The organism is Pseudomonas sp. PMCC200344, assembly GCF_030053095.1.
GTDB lineage: Bacteria > Pseudomonadota > Gammaproteobacteria > Pseudomonadales > Pseudomonadaceae > Aquipseudomonas > Aquipseudomonas svalbardensis.
Window position 1 is genome coordinate 3,707,796 of sequence record NZ_CP125618.1, and the last position, 16,068, is coordinate 3,723,863.

The 16,068-nt window shown below is 61.3% G+C and carries 16 protein-coding genes; 13 read left to right on the forward strand and 3 right to left on the reverse strand.

The window, feature by feature from the left end; genetic code table 11:
• Positions 1-181: 181 nt before the first annotated feature.
• From QFW87_RS16790 to QFW87_RS16830, 9 genes are all read left to right on the forward strand, one after another.
• Entirely contained in the window at positions 182-1,000 is an 819-nt protein-coding gene (locus QFW87_RS16790) for a transporter substrate-binding domain-containing protein (RefSeq protein ID WP_283188301.1), read from the forward strand.
• Positions 1,001-1,010: 10 nt separating this feature from the next.
• Positions 1,011-2,789: an aconitase family protein gene (locus QFW87_RS16795; protein WP_283188302.1), complete on the forward strand. Its 1,779-nt coding sequence runs from the start codon at positions 1,011-1,013 to the stop codon at positions 2,787-2,789.
• The gene (locus QFW87_RS16800) at positions 2,782-3,447 is read left to right on the forward strand and encodes an amino acid ABC transporter permease (RefSeq protein WP_283180624.1); all 666 of its coding nucleotides are present in this window, start codon (positions 2,782-2,784) and stop codon (positions 3,445-3,447) included. Before QFW87_RS16795 ends, QFW87_RS16800 begins: the two co-directional genes overlap by 8 nt.
• Positions 3,448-3,457: 10 nt before the next feature.
• Positions 3,458-4,108: an amino acid ABC transporter permease gene (locus tag QFW87_RS16805; protein WP_056745275.1), complete on the forward strand. Its 651-nt coding sequence runs from the start codon at positions 3,458-3,460 to the stop codon at positions 4,106-4,108.
• Complete coding sequence (locus QFW87_RS16810; protein ID WP_283188303.1) at positions 4,101-4,823, forward strand: amino acid ABC transporter ATP-binding protein; 723 nt, start codon at positions 4,101-4,103, stop codon at positions 4,821-4,823. The genes QFW87_RS16805 and QFW87_RS16810 overlap by 8 nt, the downstream gene beginning before the upstream one ends.
• Positions 4,824-4,957: 134 nt before the next feature.
• On the forward strand, positions 4,958-5,986 hold the full coding sequence (locus QFW87_RS16815; protein WP_283188304.1) for a proline racemase family protein: 1,029 nt from the start codon (positions 4,958-4,960) through the stop codon (positions 5,984-5,986).
• Between the two features lie 137 nt (positions 5,987-6,123).
• Positions 6,124-7,041, forward strand: a complete 918-nt coding sequence (locus QFW87_RS16820; RefSeq protein ID WP_283188305.1) for a dihydrodipicolinate synthase family protein — start codon at positions 6,124-6,126, stop codon at positions 7,039-7,041.
• Between the two features lie 73 nt (positions 7,042-7,114).
• Positions 7,115-8,512: a fosfomycin efflux MFS transporter AbaF gene (gene abaF, locus QFW87_RS16825; RefSeq protein ID WP_283188306.1), complete on the forward strand. Its 1,398-nt coding sequence runs from the start codon at positions 7,115-7,117 to the stop codon at positions 8,510-8,512.
• A gap of 62 nt (positions 8,513-8,574) precedes the next feature.
• The gene (locus QFW87_RS16830) at positions 8,575-10,155 is read left to right on the forward strand and encodes an aldehyde dehydrogenase (NADP(+)) (protein WP_283188307.1); all 1,581 of its coding nucleotides are present in this window, start codon (positions 8,575-8,577) and stop codon (positions 10,153-10,155) included.
• Between the two features lie 138 nt (positions 10,156-10,293).
• On the opposite strand, the gene QFW87_RS16835 is transcribed toward QFW87_RS16830, so the two are convergent.
• A complete protein-coding gene (locus tag QFW87_RS16835; protein ID WP_283190924.1) occupies positions 10,294-11,301 on the reverse strand; it encodes an Ldh family oxidoreductase in 1,008 nt (335 codons plus the stop codon).
• Between the two features lie 237 nt (positions 11,302-11,538).
• Between QFW87_RS16835 and QFW87_RS16840 the strand changes: the two genes are divergently transcribed.
• The 3 genes from QFW87_RS16840 (at position 11,539) to QFW87_RS16850 (ending at position 13,121) form a co-directional block, all read left to right on the forward strand.
• The gene (locus QFW87_RS16840) at positions 11,539-11,979 is read left to right on the forward strand and encodes an Ohr family peroxiredoxin (protein ID WP_150657332.1); all 441 of its coding nucleotides are present in this window, start codon (positions 11,539-11,541) and stop codon (positions 11,977-11,979) included.
• A 106-nt stretch (positions 11,980-12,085) separates the two neighbouring features.
• The gene (locus QFW87_RS16845) at positions 12,086-12,526 is read left to right on the forward strand and encodes an Ohr family peroxiredoxin (protein ID WP_283180628.1); all 441 of its coding nucleotides are present in this window, start codon (positions 12,086-12,088) and stop codon (positions 12,524-12,526) included.
• 133 nt (positions 12,527-12,659) lie between these two features.
• Positions 12,660-13,121: a MarR family transcriptional regulator gene (locus tag QFW87_RS16850; RefSeq protein ID WP_283188308.1), complete on the forward strand. Its 462-nt coding sequence runs from the start codon at positions 12,660-12,662 to the stop codon at positions 13,119-13,121.
• Between the two features lie 37 nt (positions 13,122-13,158).
• On the opposite strand, the gene QFW87_RS16855 is transcribed toward QFW87_RS16850, so the two are convergent.
• On the reverse strand, positions 13,159-14,043 hold the full coding sequence (locus QFW87_RS16855; RefSeq protein ID WP_046046804.1) for a LysR family transcriptional regulator: 885 nt from the start codon (positions 14,041-14,043) through the stop codon (positions 13,159-13,161).
• A 100-nt stretch (positions 14,044-14,143) separates the two neighbouring features.
• Between QFW87_RS16855 and QFW87_RS16860 the strand changes: the two genes are divergently transcribed.
• Complete coding sequence (locus tag QFW87_RS16860) at positions 14,144-15,535, forward strand: aldehyde dehydrogenase family protein (RefSeq protein ID WP_283188309.1); 1,392 nt, start codon at positions 14,144-14,146, stop codon at positions 15,533-15,535.
• Positions 15,536-15,580: 45 nt separating this feature from the next.
• Here the strand turns inward: QFW87_RS16860 and QFW87_RS16865 are convergent, their stop codons facing one another.
• Complete coding sequence (locus QFW87_RS16865; protein WP_283180631.1) at positions 15,581-15,952, reverse strand: nuclear transport factor 2 family protein; 372 nt, start codon at positions 15,950-15,952, stop codon at positions 15,581-15,583.
• Positions 15,953-16,068 lie beyond the last annotated feature (116 nt).

A 16,068-nucleotide genomic window follows, 5' to 3' on the forward strand; every position in this document is an offset into this window, starting at 1 on the left:
AGGCCACCGTGGCGCTCTTCTCCTACGCCCCCGCTCCCACCATCTTGTAAGACCTTTAGCTCAAGGCTTGGCGAATAATTCTCGCCTCTGTTCGGAAACAGGCACGCTCATTGCTAATCAAATATCGTATACGAAATTCACAATACGATATCCAACAGCACTTTCCGACAACGAGGCCTCTATGAAAAACCCCGCATTTGCCGTAGCCCTCAGCGCTGTTCTCAGTACGTCCTTCATTGCCACCGCCCAGGCCGACAAGCTCGACGACATTATCGGCTCGGGCAAGCTGCGCTGCGCCGTGACGCTGGACTTTCCGCCCATGGGTTTTCGCGATGAAGGTAACAACCCGGCCGGTTTCGACGTGGACTACTGCCGCGACCTGGCGAAAATCCTAGGGGTCGAGGCTGAAGTGGTTGAAACGCCCTTCCCCGATCGAATTCCGGCGCTGGTCTCCGGGCGCGCAGACGTGATCGTCGCGTCCACGTCCGACACCCTTGAACGAGCCAAGACCGTCGGCCTCACCGTGCCGTACTTCGCCTTTCAGATGGTCGTGCTGACCCGCGATAACACCGGCATCAACAGCTTCGCCGATATCAAGGGCAAAGCGCTGGGCAACACCAGCGGCACCTATGAAGCCATCGCTCTGGAAAAAGACGTGAAGAGCTGGGGCTCCGGCACCTTCCGCGCCTATCAGTCGCAGAACGACACGCTGCTGGCGGTCGCCCAGGGTCACATCGACGCTACCGTGGTCACCAACACCGTGGCCGCCGCCACGATCAAGTCGGGCAAATACAAGAACCTGAAAATCGCCGGTAACGCGCCGTACACCATCGACTACGTATCCCTGGGCGCCAAGCGCAACGAGTATGGTCTGCTCAACTACCTCAATCTGTTCGTCAACCAGCAGGTGCGCAGTGGCCGTTACAACGAGCTGTTCACCAAATGGGTCGGTACCGAGATTTCACCCTCCGACCTGACCGTGCCTAAGGTCTATTACTGAGGTGTCCGGCATGCCTAGGCCAACCTCTCTGACCGGTCGCAGCCTGGTCGCCGGCGCCGCACAAGGCGCCCTGCTGTTTGCCGATGTCGGGCTGAGCTTCTGGGGCGGGGTCGATCCGTACAGCGGCGAGGTCATCGACCGTCACCACCCGCTCAGCGGCGAACATCTGGCCGGCCGGGTGCTGGCGATTCCCAGTGGCCGCGGCTCGTGCACCGGCAGCAGTGTGCTGATGGAACTGATCAGCAACGGTCATGCGCCGGCCGCACTGGTGCTGGCCGAACCCGATGAGATCCTGACCCTGGGCGTGCTTGTGGCACAGACCATTTTCGAGCGTTCCCTGCCGGTGCGGTGCATCGGCCGGGAGGCCTTCGCCGCCTTGCGCGGCAAGGCCTTTGCTCGGGTCGAAGCATCAACGGTGACCGTGTTCGAACACCTGCCGGGCGATGCCTGGCAGGCACTCGACAGTCCGTTGCAGACAGCAGAAAAAAGCACCGCTATCGAACTCACCGAACACGATCAGGCGCTGCTCGACGGTGAACATGGCAAGGCAGCCCAAGTGGCGATGCAGATCGTCCTGCGCATGGCTGAACTGCAAGGTGCGCGACACCTGGTGGATGTCACCCAGGCGCACATCGACGGCTGCATTTATACGGGACCTGCGAGCCTGCGCTTTGCTGAACAACTGGTGCAGTGGGGAGCAAGAGTACGGGTACCGACCACCCTCAATTCGATTTCCGTCGACCAGCGCCGTTGGCGCGAGTTGGGCATTGATCCGGCACTCGGTGTGCCGGCCAGTGCTTTGGGCGATGCCTATATGGCGATGGGCGCACAGCTGAGTTTCACCTGCGCGCCCTACCTGCTCGACAGCGCGCCGAAGGCCGGCGAGCAAATCGTCTGGGCCGAATCCAACGCGGTGGTCTACGCCAACAGCGTGCTCGGCGCACGCACCCTGAAATACCCGGACTACCTGGATATCTGCATCGCCCTGACCGGCCGCGCGCCCCTGATCGGCTGCCATCTGGACGCGCAACGTAAAGCGAGACTGCAAATCGAATTGCCGGTTTTGCGCGAGCTGGATGACGCCTTCTACCCGCTGCTCGGTTACCACATCGGTGCCCTGGCCGGCAGCCGGATTCCGCTGGTGTTGGGGCTTGAACAGCGCAAGCCGAGCCTGGATGACCTGAAAGCTTTCGGTGCGGCTTTCGCCACCACCTCCGCCGCACCGCTGTTCCACATCGCCGGGGTGACCCCGGAAGCACTCGACCCGACGCAGGTGCTGGAGGCGGATGCCGATGTGCCGGTGGAAAAAATCCGCCTGAAGGATTTGCTGCTCAGCTGGCGCGAACTCAACAGTGCCCGCGACAACCGGGTAGATGTGGTCTCGCTGGGCAATCCGCATTTCTCCCTCAGCGAATTCGCGCTTCTGGCGCGGTTGTGTCGGGGTCGGCACAAGCATCCCGAGGTCGTGCTTGCCATCACCTGCGGACGCGCTGTGCTGGAGCAGGCCCACGAGGCTGGACATATCGCCGTGATCGAAGCCTTCGGCGCGACCCTGGTCACCGACACCTGCTGGTGCATGCTCGGCGAGCCAGTGATCCCGCTGGCGGCCAAAACCTTGATGACCAACTCAGGCAAGTACGCCCATTACGCACCCGGCCTGGTGGGCCGCAAGGTGCACTTCGCCAACCTCGCCGAATGTGTCGACGCCGCCTGCAGCGCCACGGCCAGTGGTCGTTTGCCGGCCTGGCTGCAATCGGCCGCCTCTCTGGAGAGCCACGCGCATGTTTGATTACACCTTCCAATGGCGCGCGACCCTGCGCGCCCTTCCGGACATGCTTGCCGGCGCCTGGGTCACCTTCGAGACCGCTGCACTGTCGATGATCTTCGGCGTATTGATCGCCCTGGCCCTGACGGTGATGCGCGAAACCAAACAACCGTTGTTGCGCGGCATCGGCAATGGCTGGGTGTCGATCGCCCGCAACACCCCGTCGCTGTTCCAGATCTACGTCCTCTACTTCGGCCTCGGCTCGCTGGATTTGCATGTCAGCTCATGGTTCGCGCTGCTGGCCGGGATCACCTTCAACAACGCCGGCTACCTGGCGGAAAACTTTCGCGGTGGTCTCAAGGCTGTGCCCGGGACGCAAGTGCGCGCCGCGCGTTCGCTGGGCATGAGTGCCTTTCAGGCTTACCGGATGATCATCGTCCCGCAGCTGCTGCGGATCGTCTTCTACCCGTTGAGTAACCAGATGGTCTGGGCGGTGCTGATGACGTCACTGGGGGTGATTGTCGGGCTGAACAATGACCTCACCGGCGTGACCCAGGATTACAACGTCAAGACGTTCCGCACCTTCGAATATTTCGCCATCGCCGCGGTGCTGTATTACCTGATTGCCAAGGCGATCGTCGCCGTCGCCCGGCTGATGGCCTGGCGACTGTTCCGCTACTGAGGAGGTGAGCATGTTGACCACCAGTTTTTCCTGGAATGACCTGTTGTTCTTGCTTGATGGCGCCTGGGTCACTCTGAAACTCACGTTCTGGTCGATCATCCTCGGCTCCTTCGCCGGGCTGTTGTTCGGCTTGCTGCGGGCGCTGTTTCCGCGCGCCAGCCTGCCACTGGCCTGGGTGCTGGACGTGTTTCGCAGCGTGCCGTTGCTGATCCAGTTTGTGTTGTTCAACTCGCTCAAAAGCATCGTCGGCTTGAACATCAGCGCCTTCAGCGTTGGTTGCATTGTGCTCGGGGTCTACGCCGCCGCGTACTTCACCGAGATCGTGCGCAGCGGCGTGCTTTCGGTGCCATTCACCGTGCGTCGGGCCAGTCGTTCCCTGGGGTTGAGTTTCCTGCAGGACTTGCGCTGGATCGTTCTGCCGATGGCCACGCGGGTAGCTTTTCCCGGCTGGCTGAACCTGGTACTCAGCGTGATGAAAGACACCGCGCTGGTGATGTGGATCGGCATCGTCGAACTGCTGCGCGCCTCGCAAACCATCGTGACCCGCATTCAGGAGCCGCTACTGGTGCTGTGCATCGCGGGCCTCATCTACTACGTCATGAGCCTGGTGGTCGCTCGCCTGGGCGCTCGTCTGGAAAGAAGGTGGCAAGAAAATGATTGAGATCGACAACGTACACAAATCCTTCGGCAACCTCGAAGTGGTCAAGGGCGTCAACCTGACGGTGAACAAGGGCGAGGTGGTGTCGATCATCGGCGGCTCCGGCTCCGGCAAGTCGACCCTGCTGATGTGCATCAACGGTCTGGAGCCAATCCAGAAAGGCAACATCCGCGTCGACGGTGTCGAGGTCCATCACAGCGCCACGGACCTCAACCGTCTGCGGCAGAAAATCGGCATTGTCTTCCAGCAATGGAATGCGTTCCCGCACCTGACCGTGCTTGAAAACGTGATGCTGGCGCCGCGAAAAGTGCTGGGCAAGAGCAAAGCCGAAGCCGAAGAACTGGCGGTTAAACAACTGAGCCACGTCGGTCTGGGCGACAAGCTCAAAGCCTTTCCCGGCAAGCTCTCCGGCGGCCAGCAACAGCGCATGGCCATCGCCCGCGCCCTGGCCATGTCGCCGGACTACATGCTGTTCGACGAAGCCACTTCGGCGCTCGACCCGCAGCTGGTGGGCGAGGTACTCGACACCATGCGCATGCTCGCCGAAGACGGCATGACCATGGTCCTGGTGACTCATGAAATTCGCTTCGCCCGCGATGTGTCCGACCGAGTGGCGTTCTTTCGCAATGGTTTGGTGCATGAGATCGGCTCGCCTGATCAGGTCATCGGCAACCCGGTGCATGCGGAAACAGCGGCCTTTCTGAAATCAGTGAAATAACTGATGGCCTCATCGCGAGCAGGCTCGCTCCCACATTGGTCTGGGGTCGGGCCGAATTTTATGTACAGCACCAAACCCTGTGGGAGCGAGCCTGCTCGCGATGAGGCCCTAACAGACAAAACAAGGAGTAGACAATGCGCTCATCGAAAGTCATCCATGTAGTCAGCTGCCACGCCGAAGGCGAAGTCGGCGACGTGATCGTCGGCGGCGTTGCACCACCGCCCGGGGCTACGGTGTGGGAACAGTCACGCTGGATTGCCAGGGATCAGACCCTGCGCAACTTCGTGCTCAACGAGCCGCGCGGCGGTGTGTTCCGCCACGTCAACCTGCTGGTGCCGGCCAAGGATCCGCGGGCGCAGATGGCCTGGATCATCATGGAACCGGCCGACACTCCGCCGATGTCCGGTTCCAACTCGCTGTGCGTGGCCACCGTGTTGCTCGACAGCGGCATCCTGCCGATGACCGAACCGCAAACCCGGCTGGTGCTCGAAGCGCCGGGCGGGTTGATCGAGGCGGTGGCCGACTGCCGTGACGGCAAAGTCGAACGGGTGGAAATCAAGAACGTGCCCTCCTTCGCTGACCGCCTCGACGCCTGGATCGAAGTCGAAGGCATCGGCTCGTTGCAGGTCGACACCGCGTACGGCGGCGACAGTTTTGTGATCGCCGACGCCCAGCGCCTGGGCTTTTCCATTCGTCCTGATGAGGCGGCCGAACTGGTCGAGGTCGGGCTGAAAATCACCCGCGCCGCCAATGAACAACTGGGCTTCGTCCATCCGCTGAACCCCGAGTGGTCGCACATTTCCTTCTGCCAGATCGCGGCTCCCCTCGTCTATGAAAATGGCATCGCCACCGGCGCCAACGCGGTGGTGATTCAACCCGGCAAGATCGACCGTTCGCCGACCGGCACCGGCTGCTCGGCGCGCATGGCGGTGCTGCAGGCCAAGGGTTTGATGCAGGTCGGCGAACGTTTTATCGGTCGTTCGATCATCGGTTCCGAGTTCCACTGCCGCATCGATTCGCTGACGGAAGTGGCAGGACGCCCGGCGATCTACCCGTGCATTTCCGGCCGGGCCTGGATCACCGGCACCCACCAATTGCTGCTCGATCCGAGCGATCCATGGCCACAAGGCTATCGACTGTCTGACACCTGGCCTGGGGCCTGAGCACAGCCTTACAAACCCTCACCCAAAACTCTGACCAACGGCTAGCAAAAAAACCCTCGTCACTGAAAAAAGCGCTGGCCGAGTCTTTTCACTTGCAATATCGTATACGAAATACAATTAACGAACTGGAGGCAACAATGAGCAAGCGCATTAACTGGAGTGGCGTCTTCCCCGCGGTGACCACTCAATTCAACGATGACTTCACCATCAACCTGGAAAAAACCCACCAGGTGATTTCCAACGTGATCCGTGACGGCGTGTCGGGCCTGGTGGTGTGCGGTTCCGTGGGGGAAAACACCTCGCTGACTGCCGAAGAAAAAATCGCCGTGACCGAAGTCGCGGTCGATGCTTCCCGTGGTCGCGTGCCGGTCATTTGCGGTGTGGCCGAATTCACCAGCGTGCAAGCGGCCAAAGTTGCCAACGCCGTGCGCCGGGTTGGTGTCGACGGGGTCATGCTGATGCCAGCGCTGGTCTACGGCTCCAAGCCGTTCGAGACCGCCGAGCACTACCGCTACGTGGCGAAGAATGCCGACGTACCGCTGATGGTTTACAACAACCCGCCGATTTACAAAAACGATGTCACCCCGGACATCCTGATTTCCCTGGCTGACTGCGACAACGTGGTGTGCTTCAAGGATTCCTCCGGCGACACCCGTCGTTTCATCGACGTGCGCAATGAAGTCGGTGACCGTTTCGTGCTGTTCGCCGGCCTCGATGACGTGGTGCTGGAAAGCATCGCGGTGGGGGCCGAAGGCTGGGTCTCGGGCATGTCCAACGTGTTCCCGAAAGAAGGCGAAACCATCTTCCGTCTGGCCAAGGCCGGTCGCTTCGCCGAAGCCATGCCGATCTACAAATGGCTGATGCCGATCCTGCACCTCGACGCCCGCGCCGACCTGGTGCAGTGCATCAAACTGTGCGAAGCCATCGCCGGTCGCGGCAGCGCCCTGACCCGTCCACCCCGTCTGGCCCTGCCGGAAGCCGATCGTGTTTTCGTCGAGCAGATCATGGCCAAGGCCTTGGCCAATCGTCCGGAGTTGCCGGACGTCGGTCTCTGAGTGATTGCCGGGCGGGTCCCTTGCGGCCCCGGCCCGGCTACCTGTTTTTTGCGCCTCTACAGGAAACGTCAGCATGCCCAATCCTCACAGCACCGCCCGCGCAACCTCACCTTCGGGACTCAAACGTGTCGTGGCCGCCGCCATGGCCGGCACCGTCGCCGAATGGTATGAATTCTTTCTCTACGGCACCGCCTCGGCACTGGTCTTCGGCCAGCTGTTTTTTCGCCAGACCGACAGCCCGATCGATGGCATTCTCGCCGCCTTCGCTCTGTATGCCGTCGGCTTCCTCGCCCGCCCGCTGGGTGGCCTGGTGTTCGGTCACTACGGTGACAAGTTCGGCCGAAAACGCCTGCTGCAACTGAGCCTGGTGGTGGTCGGCATCACCACATTCCTGATGGGTTGCCTGCCCGGCTTCGACCAAATCGGCTACGCCGCGCCCGTGTTACTGGTGCTGCTGCGGCTGATCCAGGGTTTCGCCTTCGGTGGTGAATGGGGTGGTGCGATTCTGCTGGTGTCCGAACACTGCCCGGACAATCGCCGAGGCTTCTGGGCCAGCTGGCCGCAAGCCGGTGTCCCGGCCGGTAACCTGGTGGCGACCGTCGCGTTGCTGCTGTTGTCGTCGAACCTGTCGGAAGAGCAATTCCTCGCGTGGGGCTGGCGTGTCGCGTTCTGGTTCTCGGCGGTGGTGGTGCTGATCGGCTACTGGATTCGCACCAGCGTCGATGACGCGCCGATCTTCAAGGAAGCCCAGGCCCGTCAGGCGCAAAACAAGCAACAACAATTGGGCGTGGTCGAAGTGCTGCGTCATCACTGGCGTGCGGTGCTGGTCGGTATCGGCGCGCGGTTTGCCGAGAACATCCTTTACTACACCGTTGTGACCTTCTCGATTACCTACCTGAAACTGGTGGTGCACAAGGACACTTCAGAGATTCTGTTTCTGATGTTCGGCGCGCACCTGCTGCATTTCTTCATGATCCCGCTGATGGGTTATCTGTCCGACCTGGTCGGGCGCAAACCGGTGTACCTGACCGGCGCAATCCTCACCGCGTTCTGGGGCTTCATCGGCTTCCCGATGATGGACACCGGCAACAACTGGCTGATCATCGGGGCAATCACCCTGGGCCTGGCGATCGAGTCGATGACCTACGCGCCCTACTCGGCACTGATGGCCGAAATGTTCCCGACCCACGTGCGCTACACCGCGTTGTCCCTGTGCTACCAGGTGGCACCGATCTTCGCCGGCTCGCTGGCGCCGCTGATTGCCCTCACCCTGCTCAACAAGTACCACAGCTCGACACCGATCGCATGGTACCTGGTCGGCGCCGCGCTGATCTCTATTGTCGCCGTCGGCCTGACTCGGGAAACCCGTGGCAAGTCGCTGCATGTGGTGGATAGCGAATCCGCTGCACGGATCGCTGCTCTGGACACCGCCGTACCCGCCAGCGCACGTCGGGGTGATTCGTTGGCTTGAGCCTGGCGAATATTTGTGTCCGGCGCGCCTTTCCCTTTGCCCTTTTCCGACAGGAGTTTTTCATGCCCCACATCATCGGCCACCACTACATCGGCGGTGCGCGCAGTGCCGCCGGCAACATCACCGTGCAAAGCCATGATGCGAGTACCGGTGAAGCGCTGCCCTACTCGTTCATGCAAGCCACCATTCAGGAAGTCGACGCCGCCGCCCAAGCCGCGGCTACCGCCTACCCCGCTTTCCGCAACTTGCCGGCGAGCCGCCGCGCAGAGTTTCTAGAGGCCATCGCCGCGCAACTGGATGCGCTGGACGATGAGTTCATTGCCCTGGTAACCCGCGAGACCGCGCTGCCGACCGGGCGTATTCAGGGTGAGCGCGGCCGCACCAGCGGTCAGATGCGCCTGTTCGCTCAGGTCCTGCGCCGTGGCGATTTCTATGGCGCGCGCATCGACCGGGCCTTGCCCGACCGTCAGCCACTGCCACGTGTGGATTTGCGCCAGTACCGAATCGGCGTCGGCCCGGTCGCGGTGTTTGGCGCGAGCAATTTCCCGCTGGCGTTCTCCACCGCCGGTGGCGACACCGCGGCCGCCCTGGCCGCCGGTTGCCCGGTGGTGTTCAAGGCCCACAGCGGGCATATGGCGACTGCCGAACTCGTGGCCGATGCGATCATTCGCGCCGCCGAGCAAACCGGCATGCCCAAAGGCGTGTTCAACATGATCTACGGCGCGGGTGTCGGCGAAGCGCTGGTCAAGCATCCGGCGATCCAGGCGGTGGGTTTTACCGGCTCGCTCAAGGGCGGTCGCGCCCTCTGCGACATGGCCGCCGCACGGCCTCAGCCGATTCCGGTGTTCGCCGAAATGAGCAGCATCAATCCGGTGCTGGTACTGCCCGAAGCCCTGCAACTGCGCGGCGAGAAAATCGCCAGCGAACTCGCCGCGTCAGTGGTGCTCGGCTGCGGCCAGTTCTGCACCAACCCCGGATTGGTGATTGGTATTCGCTCCCCTGAATTCAGCACATTTGTTGAATCGCTCAGCGCGGCAATGGCCGACCAGCCGGGGCAAACCATGCTCAACGCTGGCACGTTAACCAGCTACACCAAGGGCGTGCAGGCGCTGCGCGCGCATCCGCACATCAGCCACCTGGCCGGCCGCGAACAACAGGGCAAGCAGGCCCAGCCGCAGCTGTTCAAGGCCGACGTCAGCCTGCTGCTCAATGGCGATCCTCTGTTACAGGAAGAAGTGTTCGGCCCGATTACCGTGTTGGTGGAAGTGGCCGACAAGGCCGAACTGCAACGGGCATTGCAGAGTTTGCACGGTCAACTCACGGCCACACTGATTGCCGAAGCCGGTGACCTGCAGACCCATGACGAACTGCTGCCGCTGCTCGAACAGAAAGTCGGACGGGTACTGTTCAACGGCTACCCGACCGGTGTCGAAGTCTGCGATGCGATGGTGCATGGCGGCCCCTACCCGGCCACCTCCGATGCCCGTGGCACCTCGGTCGGCAGCCTGGCCATCGAGCGTTTCCTGCGACCGGTGTGCTACCAGAACTGCCCGGATGCGCTCCTGCCCGACGCGCTGAAAAACGCCAATCCGCTGGGCATCGCCCGTCTGGTCGACGGCAACAGCCACCGCCAACCGCTGTAAAACCACTCAATTGAGCAGCGACCTCCTGTGGGAGCGAGCCTGCTCGCGAAAGCGGTGTAACAGTCGACAGAAATGTTGAATGTTACGACCCCTTCGCGAGCAGGCTCGCTCCCACAGGGTTGGCCGCCCCCCGCTTCTTCATCCCAGCAGTGCCTTCAAGTCGTTGTACAAGGCTTCGGGAATCTGCACGCCCTCCACCAAACTGCGCGCTCGCGCCTCGTAACGCCGCTGCGACGGCAAGCGGGCACCCTGCCCTTGTATGCTCTGGAACATCACTTCGGCACGGGCCAAGTGCTGCTCGGTGCCCTCGCCAAGAAAGCGCCGCGGATCGAGGGCGATAATCAGCTCGCCGTGGTACGGCGATGACTTGCTGCCGGCGTCATAGGCCAGCGATTCGGCACTGGTCAAATCACCGATCAACGGCCCGGCGATCAACTCCACCATGGCGGCCAACGCCGAGCCCTTGTGCCCGCCGAACGTCAGCATCGCACCCGCATCGAGCACCACGTTCGCATCGGTACTTGGCTGCCCGTCGGCGTCCACACCCCAACCCTCGGGAATCGCTTTGCCGGCACGTCGATGCAACTCGATTTCGCCACGGGCAATCGCGCTGGTGGCGAAGTCGAACACAAAAGGATCCGTGCCCGAACGCGGCCAACCGAAAGCGATGGGATTAGTCCCGAACACCGGTTGACTGCCCCCCGCCGGCGCGACCCAGGCATGGCTGGGATTACACGCCAGCGCCACCAGGCCGGCAGCGGTCAGCTGCTCGATCTCAACCCACAGCGCGGAAAAATGCACACAGCGATTGATCGCCAGCGCCGCAATCCCGTTTGCCCGGGTTTTCTCCTCCAGTAATGGCAGACCCGCCTGAAACGCCAACTGGGAGAAACCACCCGCCGCATCGACCCGCACGATCGAAGGGGCTTGGTCGATCACCCGTGGCTCGGCATCGGCCACCACCTTGCCGGCCCTGAGCGAATTTACGCATCCCAAAACCCGGTACAGACCGTGGGAGGCGCAGCCATCGCGCTCGCCGGCAATCACCGTGGCGGCCACCGCCTGAGCGTGGGCAAGGTTGAAACCGTTGTGCAGCAAGATCGATTCGGCCAGCTCGCGAGCTTCGGCCAGGGACAGTCGTTTCATCATCAACTCCTTGGACAGACCGCCCAGACTGGCCCATTCCAGACGCCATGGCTTGATCGCTTTAGGCCCGGTCGACGACGAATTCGGCATATCCCGGTAACCCGGCCATTCGTCGGCTGGGCAGCGCACCACCCCTTGACACCGATTGGGCTCTGCGCGAATATTATTTCAATCGCATACGATACAAACGTATACGACAATTAGACACCACCTATTGAAACGTTGAGGATTCATTCCATGAGCAAGATCGAAAAAGTACTGGTCACCGGCAAAACCCACACCACGTTCAGCGACGCGACCCGTGCCCACGGCAACCTCGACATCGAGTTGTCGTCGCCAGGTAATGCGAAACCGGCCCACGTGTTCGCAGCCACCCAACCGCACCCGACTGCCGAGCAACTGTTCGCCGGCGCATGGTCGGCCTGCTACACAGCCGCCGTCGGGCTGGTGGCCGGTGAGATGAACGTGGTGCTGCCGTCTGATCTGTCCGTCGACATCGAAGTCGATCTGGGTCAAACCGGTCCGGCCTACTTCCTTCAGGCTCGATTGACCCTGCGCGTGCCAGGTTTGTCCCACGATATCGCGACGACACTGGCGCACACCGCCGATCAAATCTGCCCGTACTCGAAAGCGACGCGGGGTAACATTGACGTGGCCCTGAACGTCCTCACGGCTTGACGCACCGCGCGGCGTTGCTATCGATCGGCATGGTCGATACGCCATATATATCGCATGCGCCTTAAGCGCATGCGAACAACAAACCCAAAACGTTGAGGACTCATCCATGAACAAGATCGAAAAAGTCCTGGCCACAGGCAAAACCCACACGACGTTCAGCGACGGTGACAACTCTTCCCGCGGCCTCGCCATCCAGCTCTCGTCGCCTGGAAACCCTAGACTGGCACACGAGTTCGCCGCCATCGTGCCGCACCCAACAGCAGAGCAGTTTTTCGCCGGCGCATGGTCAGCCTGCTACACCGCTGCCGTCGAGCTGGCGGCGAAAAATATGAAGGTGACGCTGCCGCCCAATCTGGCCGTTGATATTGAGGTCGATCTGGGCCAGACCGGTCCGGCCTACTTCCTCCAGGCCCGGTTGAGTCTTCGCGTGCCAGGCTTGACGCAAAACGTCGCGACGGAGCTGGCGCACGCCGCAGACCAAATCTGCCCGTACTCGAAGGCAACGCGCGGCAATATCGACGTGGTCATCAACGCCCTGACAGCGTGATGCGCCGTACGACCGGTTCGACTTTCGTCGTCGAACCGGTCGCCACCGTCAGTTAGAGTCGTTCCGACACAATCGCATACGAGGTATATTTCGCTTTTTGCGAGCCATCCGTCTTTGGCCAACGAGGATGCACATGAAATCCACCGACAACGTCGCCCCCGACAACCTGAAGCTCTCCGAATTCCTGTGTTTTGCGGTCTATTCCACCAACCTGGCCTTCGGCAAGGCTTACAAGCCGATACTCGAGCAGCTTGGGCTGACCTATACGCAATACATCACCATCGTCGCGCTCTGGGAGGAAGACAATCAGACCGTGGGCAGCCTGGGCGAGAAGCTGTTTCTTGAATCGAACACCCTGACCCCGATCCTGAAGAAGCTGGAAGCGATGGGCTTTTTGCAAAGGCAGCGCGATCCCGAGGACGAGCGCCAAGTGCGGATCTGCCTGACGAAGAACGGTCGACAGCTGCGCGAAGGCCAACCGGAAATGGGTCTCGCCGACGCGACGGGCCTGACGTTCGACGAGTTCTCGATCCTGCAAAAAGCGGTCGTGAAGCTGCGCAACAATCTCATCAAGTCGACGAAAGCCGGGGAATGAGCCGGCACACCGATCTGGACATTCTCAAGCGCGCGAACTAGCGCACCGCCTCATCCCGCACCACCCCGCGCTCCTCCAGCAAGCGCACAAACATGGTCAGACTTTGCGACACCGTCCCGCGGCGCCACACCAGCCAGGTGCGCAAATAGCGGAACGATTCCGATAGCGGCCAGACGCTCACGGTGGTGCATCCGGGCATGCTGTTGAGCATGCTGCGGGGCATCAGCGCCAGGCCTGCACCGGCGCTGACGCACGCCAGCATGCCGTGATAGGACTCCATTTCGAAAATCTTGCCGGGCACCGCCGCGTCCTTGGCGAACCAGCTTTCGAAGTGGTGGCGGTAAGAGCAATTGGAGCGGAAGGCATAGATGTTTTCGCCATTAACATCCCGCGCACGATGAATGGGGGAATGGTTGAGTGGCGCGATCACCACCATCTCCTCCTCAAACGCCGGCACGCCTTCCAGTGCCGGGTGCAGCACCGGTCCATCGACAAACGCTGCCGCCAGTCGGCCAGACAACACCCCGTCGATCATGGTCCCCGAAGGTCCGGTAGACAGGTCCAGCTCGACCTTGGCGTGCTTCTGGTTATACGCGGCCAGCAGCTCAGGGATACGCACCGCCGCGGTGCTCTCCAGTGACCCCAGCGGAAACGATCCCTGAGGTTCTTCACCCGCTACGGTGGCGCGAGCCTCCTGAACCAGGTCGAGGATGCGCCGGGCATAGTCGAGAAAACTCCAGCCCGCCGGCGACAGGCGCAGGCGGCTCTTCTCGCGGATAAACAGATCCACGCCCAGATCCAGCTCCAGTTGCTTGATCCGCGTCGTCAGGTTCGACGGCACCCGGTGGATGTGCTGAGCCGCTGCGCTGATGCTGCCGTGTTCGGCGACGGCTTTGAAAATTTCCAGCTGAACCAGATCCAAGTCATTCTCCAAACGTGAACGATATGCTCAGTATTATTCAGTTTCCAGAAAACAAACGCCACCGTAACCTGAGCGCATCCCCACCTCGCAGGACGGTGCCATGACTCAAGTTTCCAGCCTCACCCATGCCATTTCGATCAACCCCGCCAACGGCGAGCAGATCGGCCACTACCCTTTTGAATCCGCATCGGCACTGGAGGCCGCCCTTTCCCGTGCCGCTGCCGGGTTTCGCGTCTGGCGCAGCCAACCGGTTGATCAACGCTCGCAGTTGCTGATCGCCCTGGCGCAGGCATTGCGCGACAACGCCGCCGCGATGGCGAACATGATCACCCTGGAAATGGGCAAGCCGATCACTCAGGCGCGTGGCGAAATTGAAAAGTGTGCGCTGCTCTGTGAGTGGTACGCCGTGCACGGCCCCGCGATGCTGAGCGCTGAGCCGACGCTGGTTGAAGGAGGAAAAGCGCGCATTGAGTATCGCCCGCTCGGCCCGATTCTCGCGGTAATGCCGTGGAACTTCCCGATCTGGCAGGTCCTGCGCGGCGCCGTTCCAGCGTTGATCGCCGGCAACACCTACGTGCTCAAACATGCGCCCAACGTGATGGGCAGCGCCTATCTGTTGCGGGAGGCCTTCAAGCAAGCCGACTTCCCTGAAGGCGTGTTCGAGGTCATCAATGTCATGCCGGACGGCGTCTCCACCGCGATCGCCGATCCACGCATAGCGGCAGTGACCCTCACCGGCAGCGTGCGAGCCGGCATCGCCATCGGCGCTCAAGCCGGTGCGGCGTTGAAGAAGTGTGTACTGGAACTGGGCGGCTCCGATCCGTTTATCGTGCTCAACGATGCCGACCTCGACGAAGCGGTCAAAGCCTCAGTGATTGGCCGTTATCAGAACACCGGGCAAGTTTGCGCGGCGGCCAAACGCTTGATCGTCGAGCAAGGCATCGTCGAGGAATTCACGCGCAAGTTCGTCGAAGCCACGCAAAAACTGGTGGTCGGCGATCCACTGGCCGCCGACACCTACATCGGGCCGATGGCTCGCTTTGATCTGCGTGATGAACTGGATCAACAGGTGCGCGACACCCTGGAAGAAGGCGCGACGCTGTTGATGGGCGGCAAGAAGGCTGAAGGCCCCGGCAACTTTTACGAGCCTACGGTCTTCGGTGATGTCACCGACCAGATGACCTCGTTCAAACAGGAACTGTTTGGCCCGGTGGCCTCGATCATCACGGCGCGCGATGCGGCGCATGCATTGGCACTGGCGAATGACAGTGAGTTCGGCCTCGCCTCCACCATTTACACACGTAACGTCGAGCTTGCCGAGCAGATGGCCGGTGAACTGGAAACCGGTGGCGTGTTTATCAATGGCTATTGCGCCTCCGACCCACGTGTCACCTTCGGCGGCGTGAAGAAAAGCGGGTTTGGTCGTGAACTCTCGCATTTCGGTGTACGCGAGTTCTGCAATGCCCAGACGGTGTGGCTGGATCGGCGCTGATTGCATAACGATGCCCGGGAGCCTTTTGGCTCCCGGGCTCAGGCGCTATTCATTCAGGTAATACAGCTTGTTCACAATCATCCAGCGGTAATTGATGTTCAGTAGCGACAGATAATCGGTAAATCGCATGCCGAGATAATCATCAGTGACTTTTACCGCGGCGGCATCGCCCGTGACATCGATGCTGAGCACTTCCCAAAACGGTTTGACCTCTTTGGCTGCCGGCCCCTCGGCCTTGATCGCGCTGATAAATTCCTCCAGAGATGCCCATTCCAGCGTTCCTTCGTAATGGCCAATGATGCGGCAAGAAGGATGAAAGGCCTGTCGCAGCAAGGCTTCATCAGCGAACACCATGCCTTCTACATAATTTCGGACCACCACGTTGATGTGTTCTTTAGCCAGCAGTTGAGTCGTCATGTCATACCTCCAGCGTTCTCACCATCGCACCGCCGGATCAGGTTGTTCGATCATCCATCCCACCCTGAAAGTCTAGCACCGCGCGCTTAACCGTCCCGGACGGCGACTATGATGAT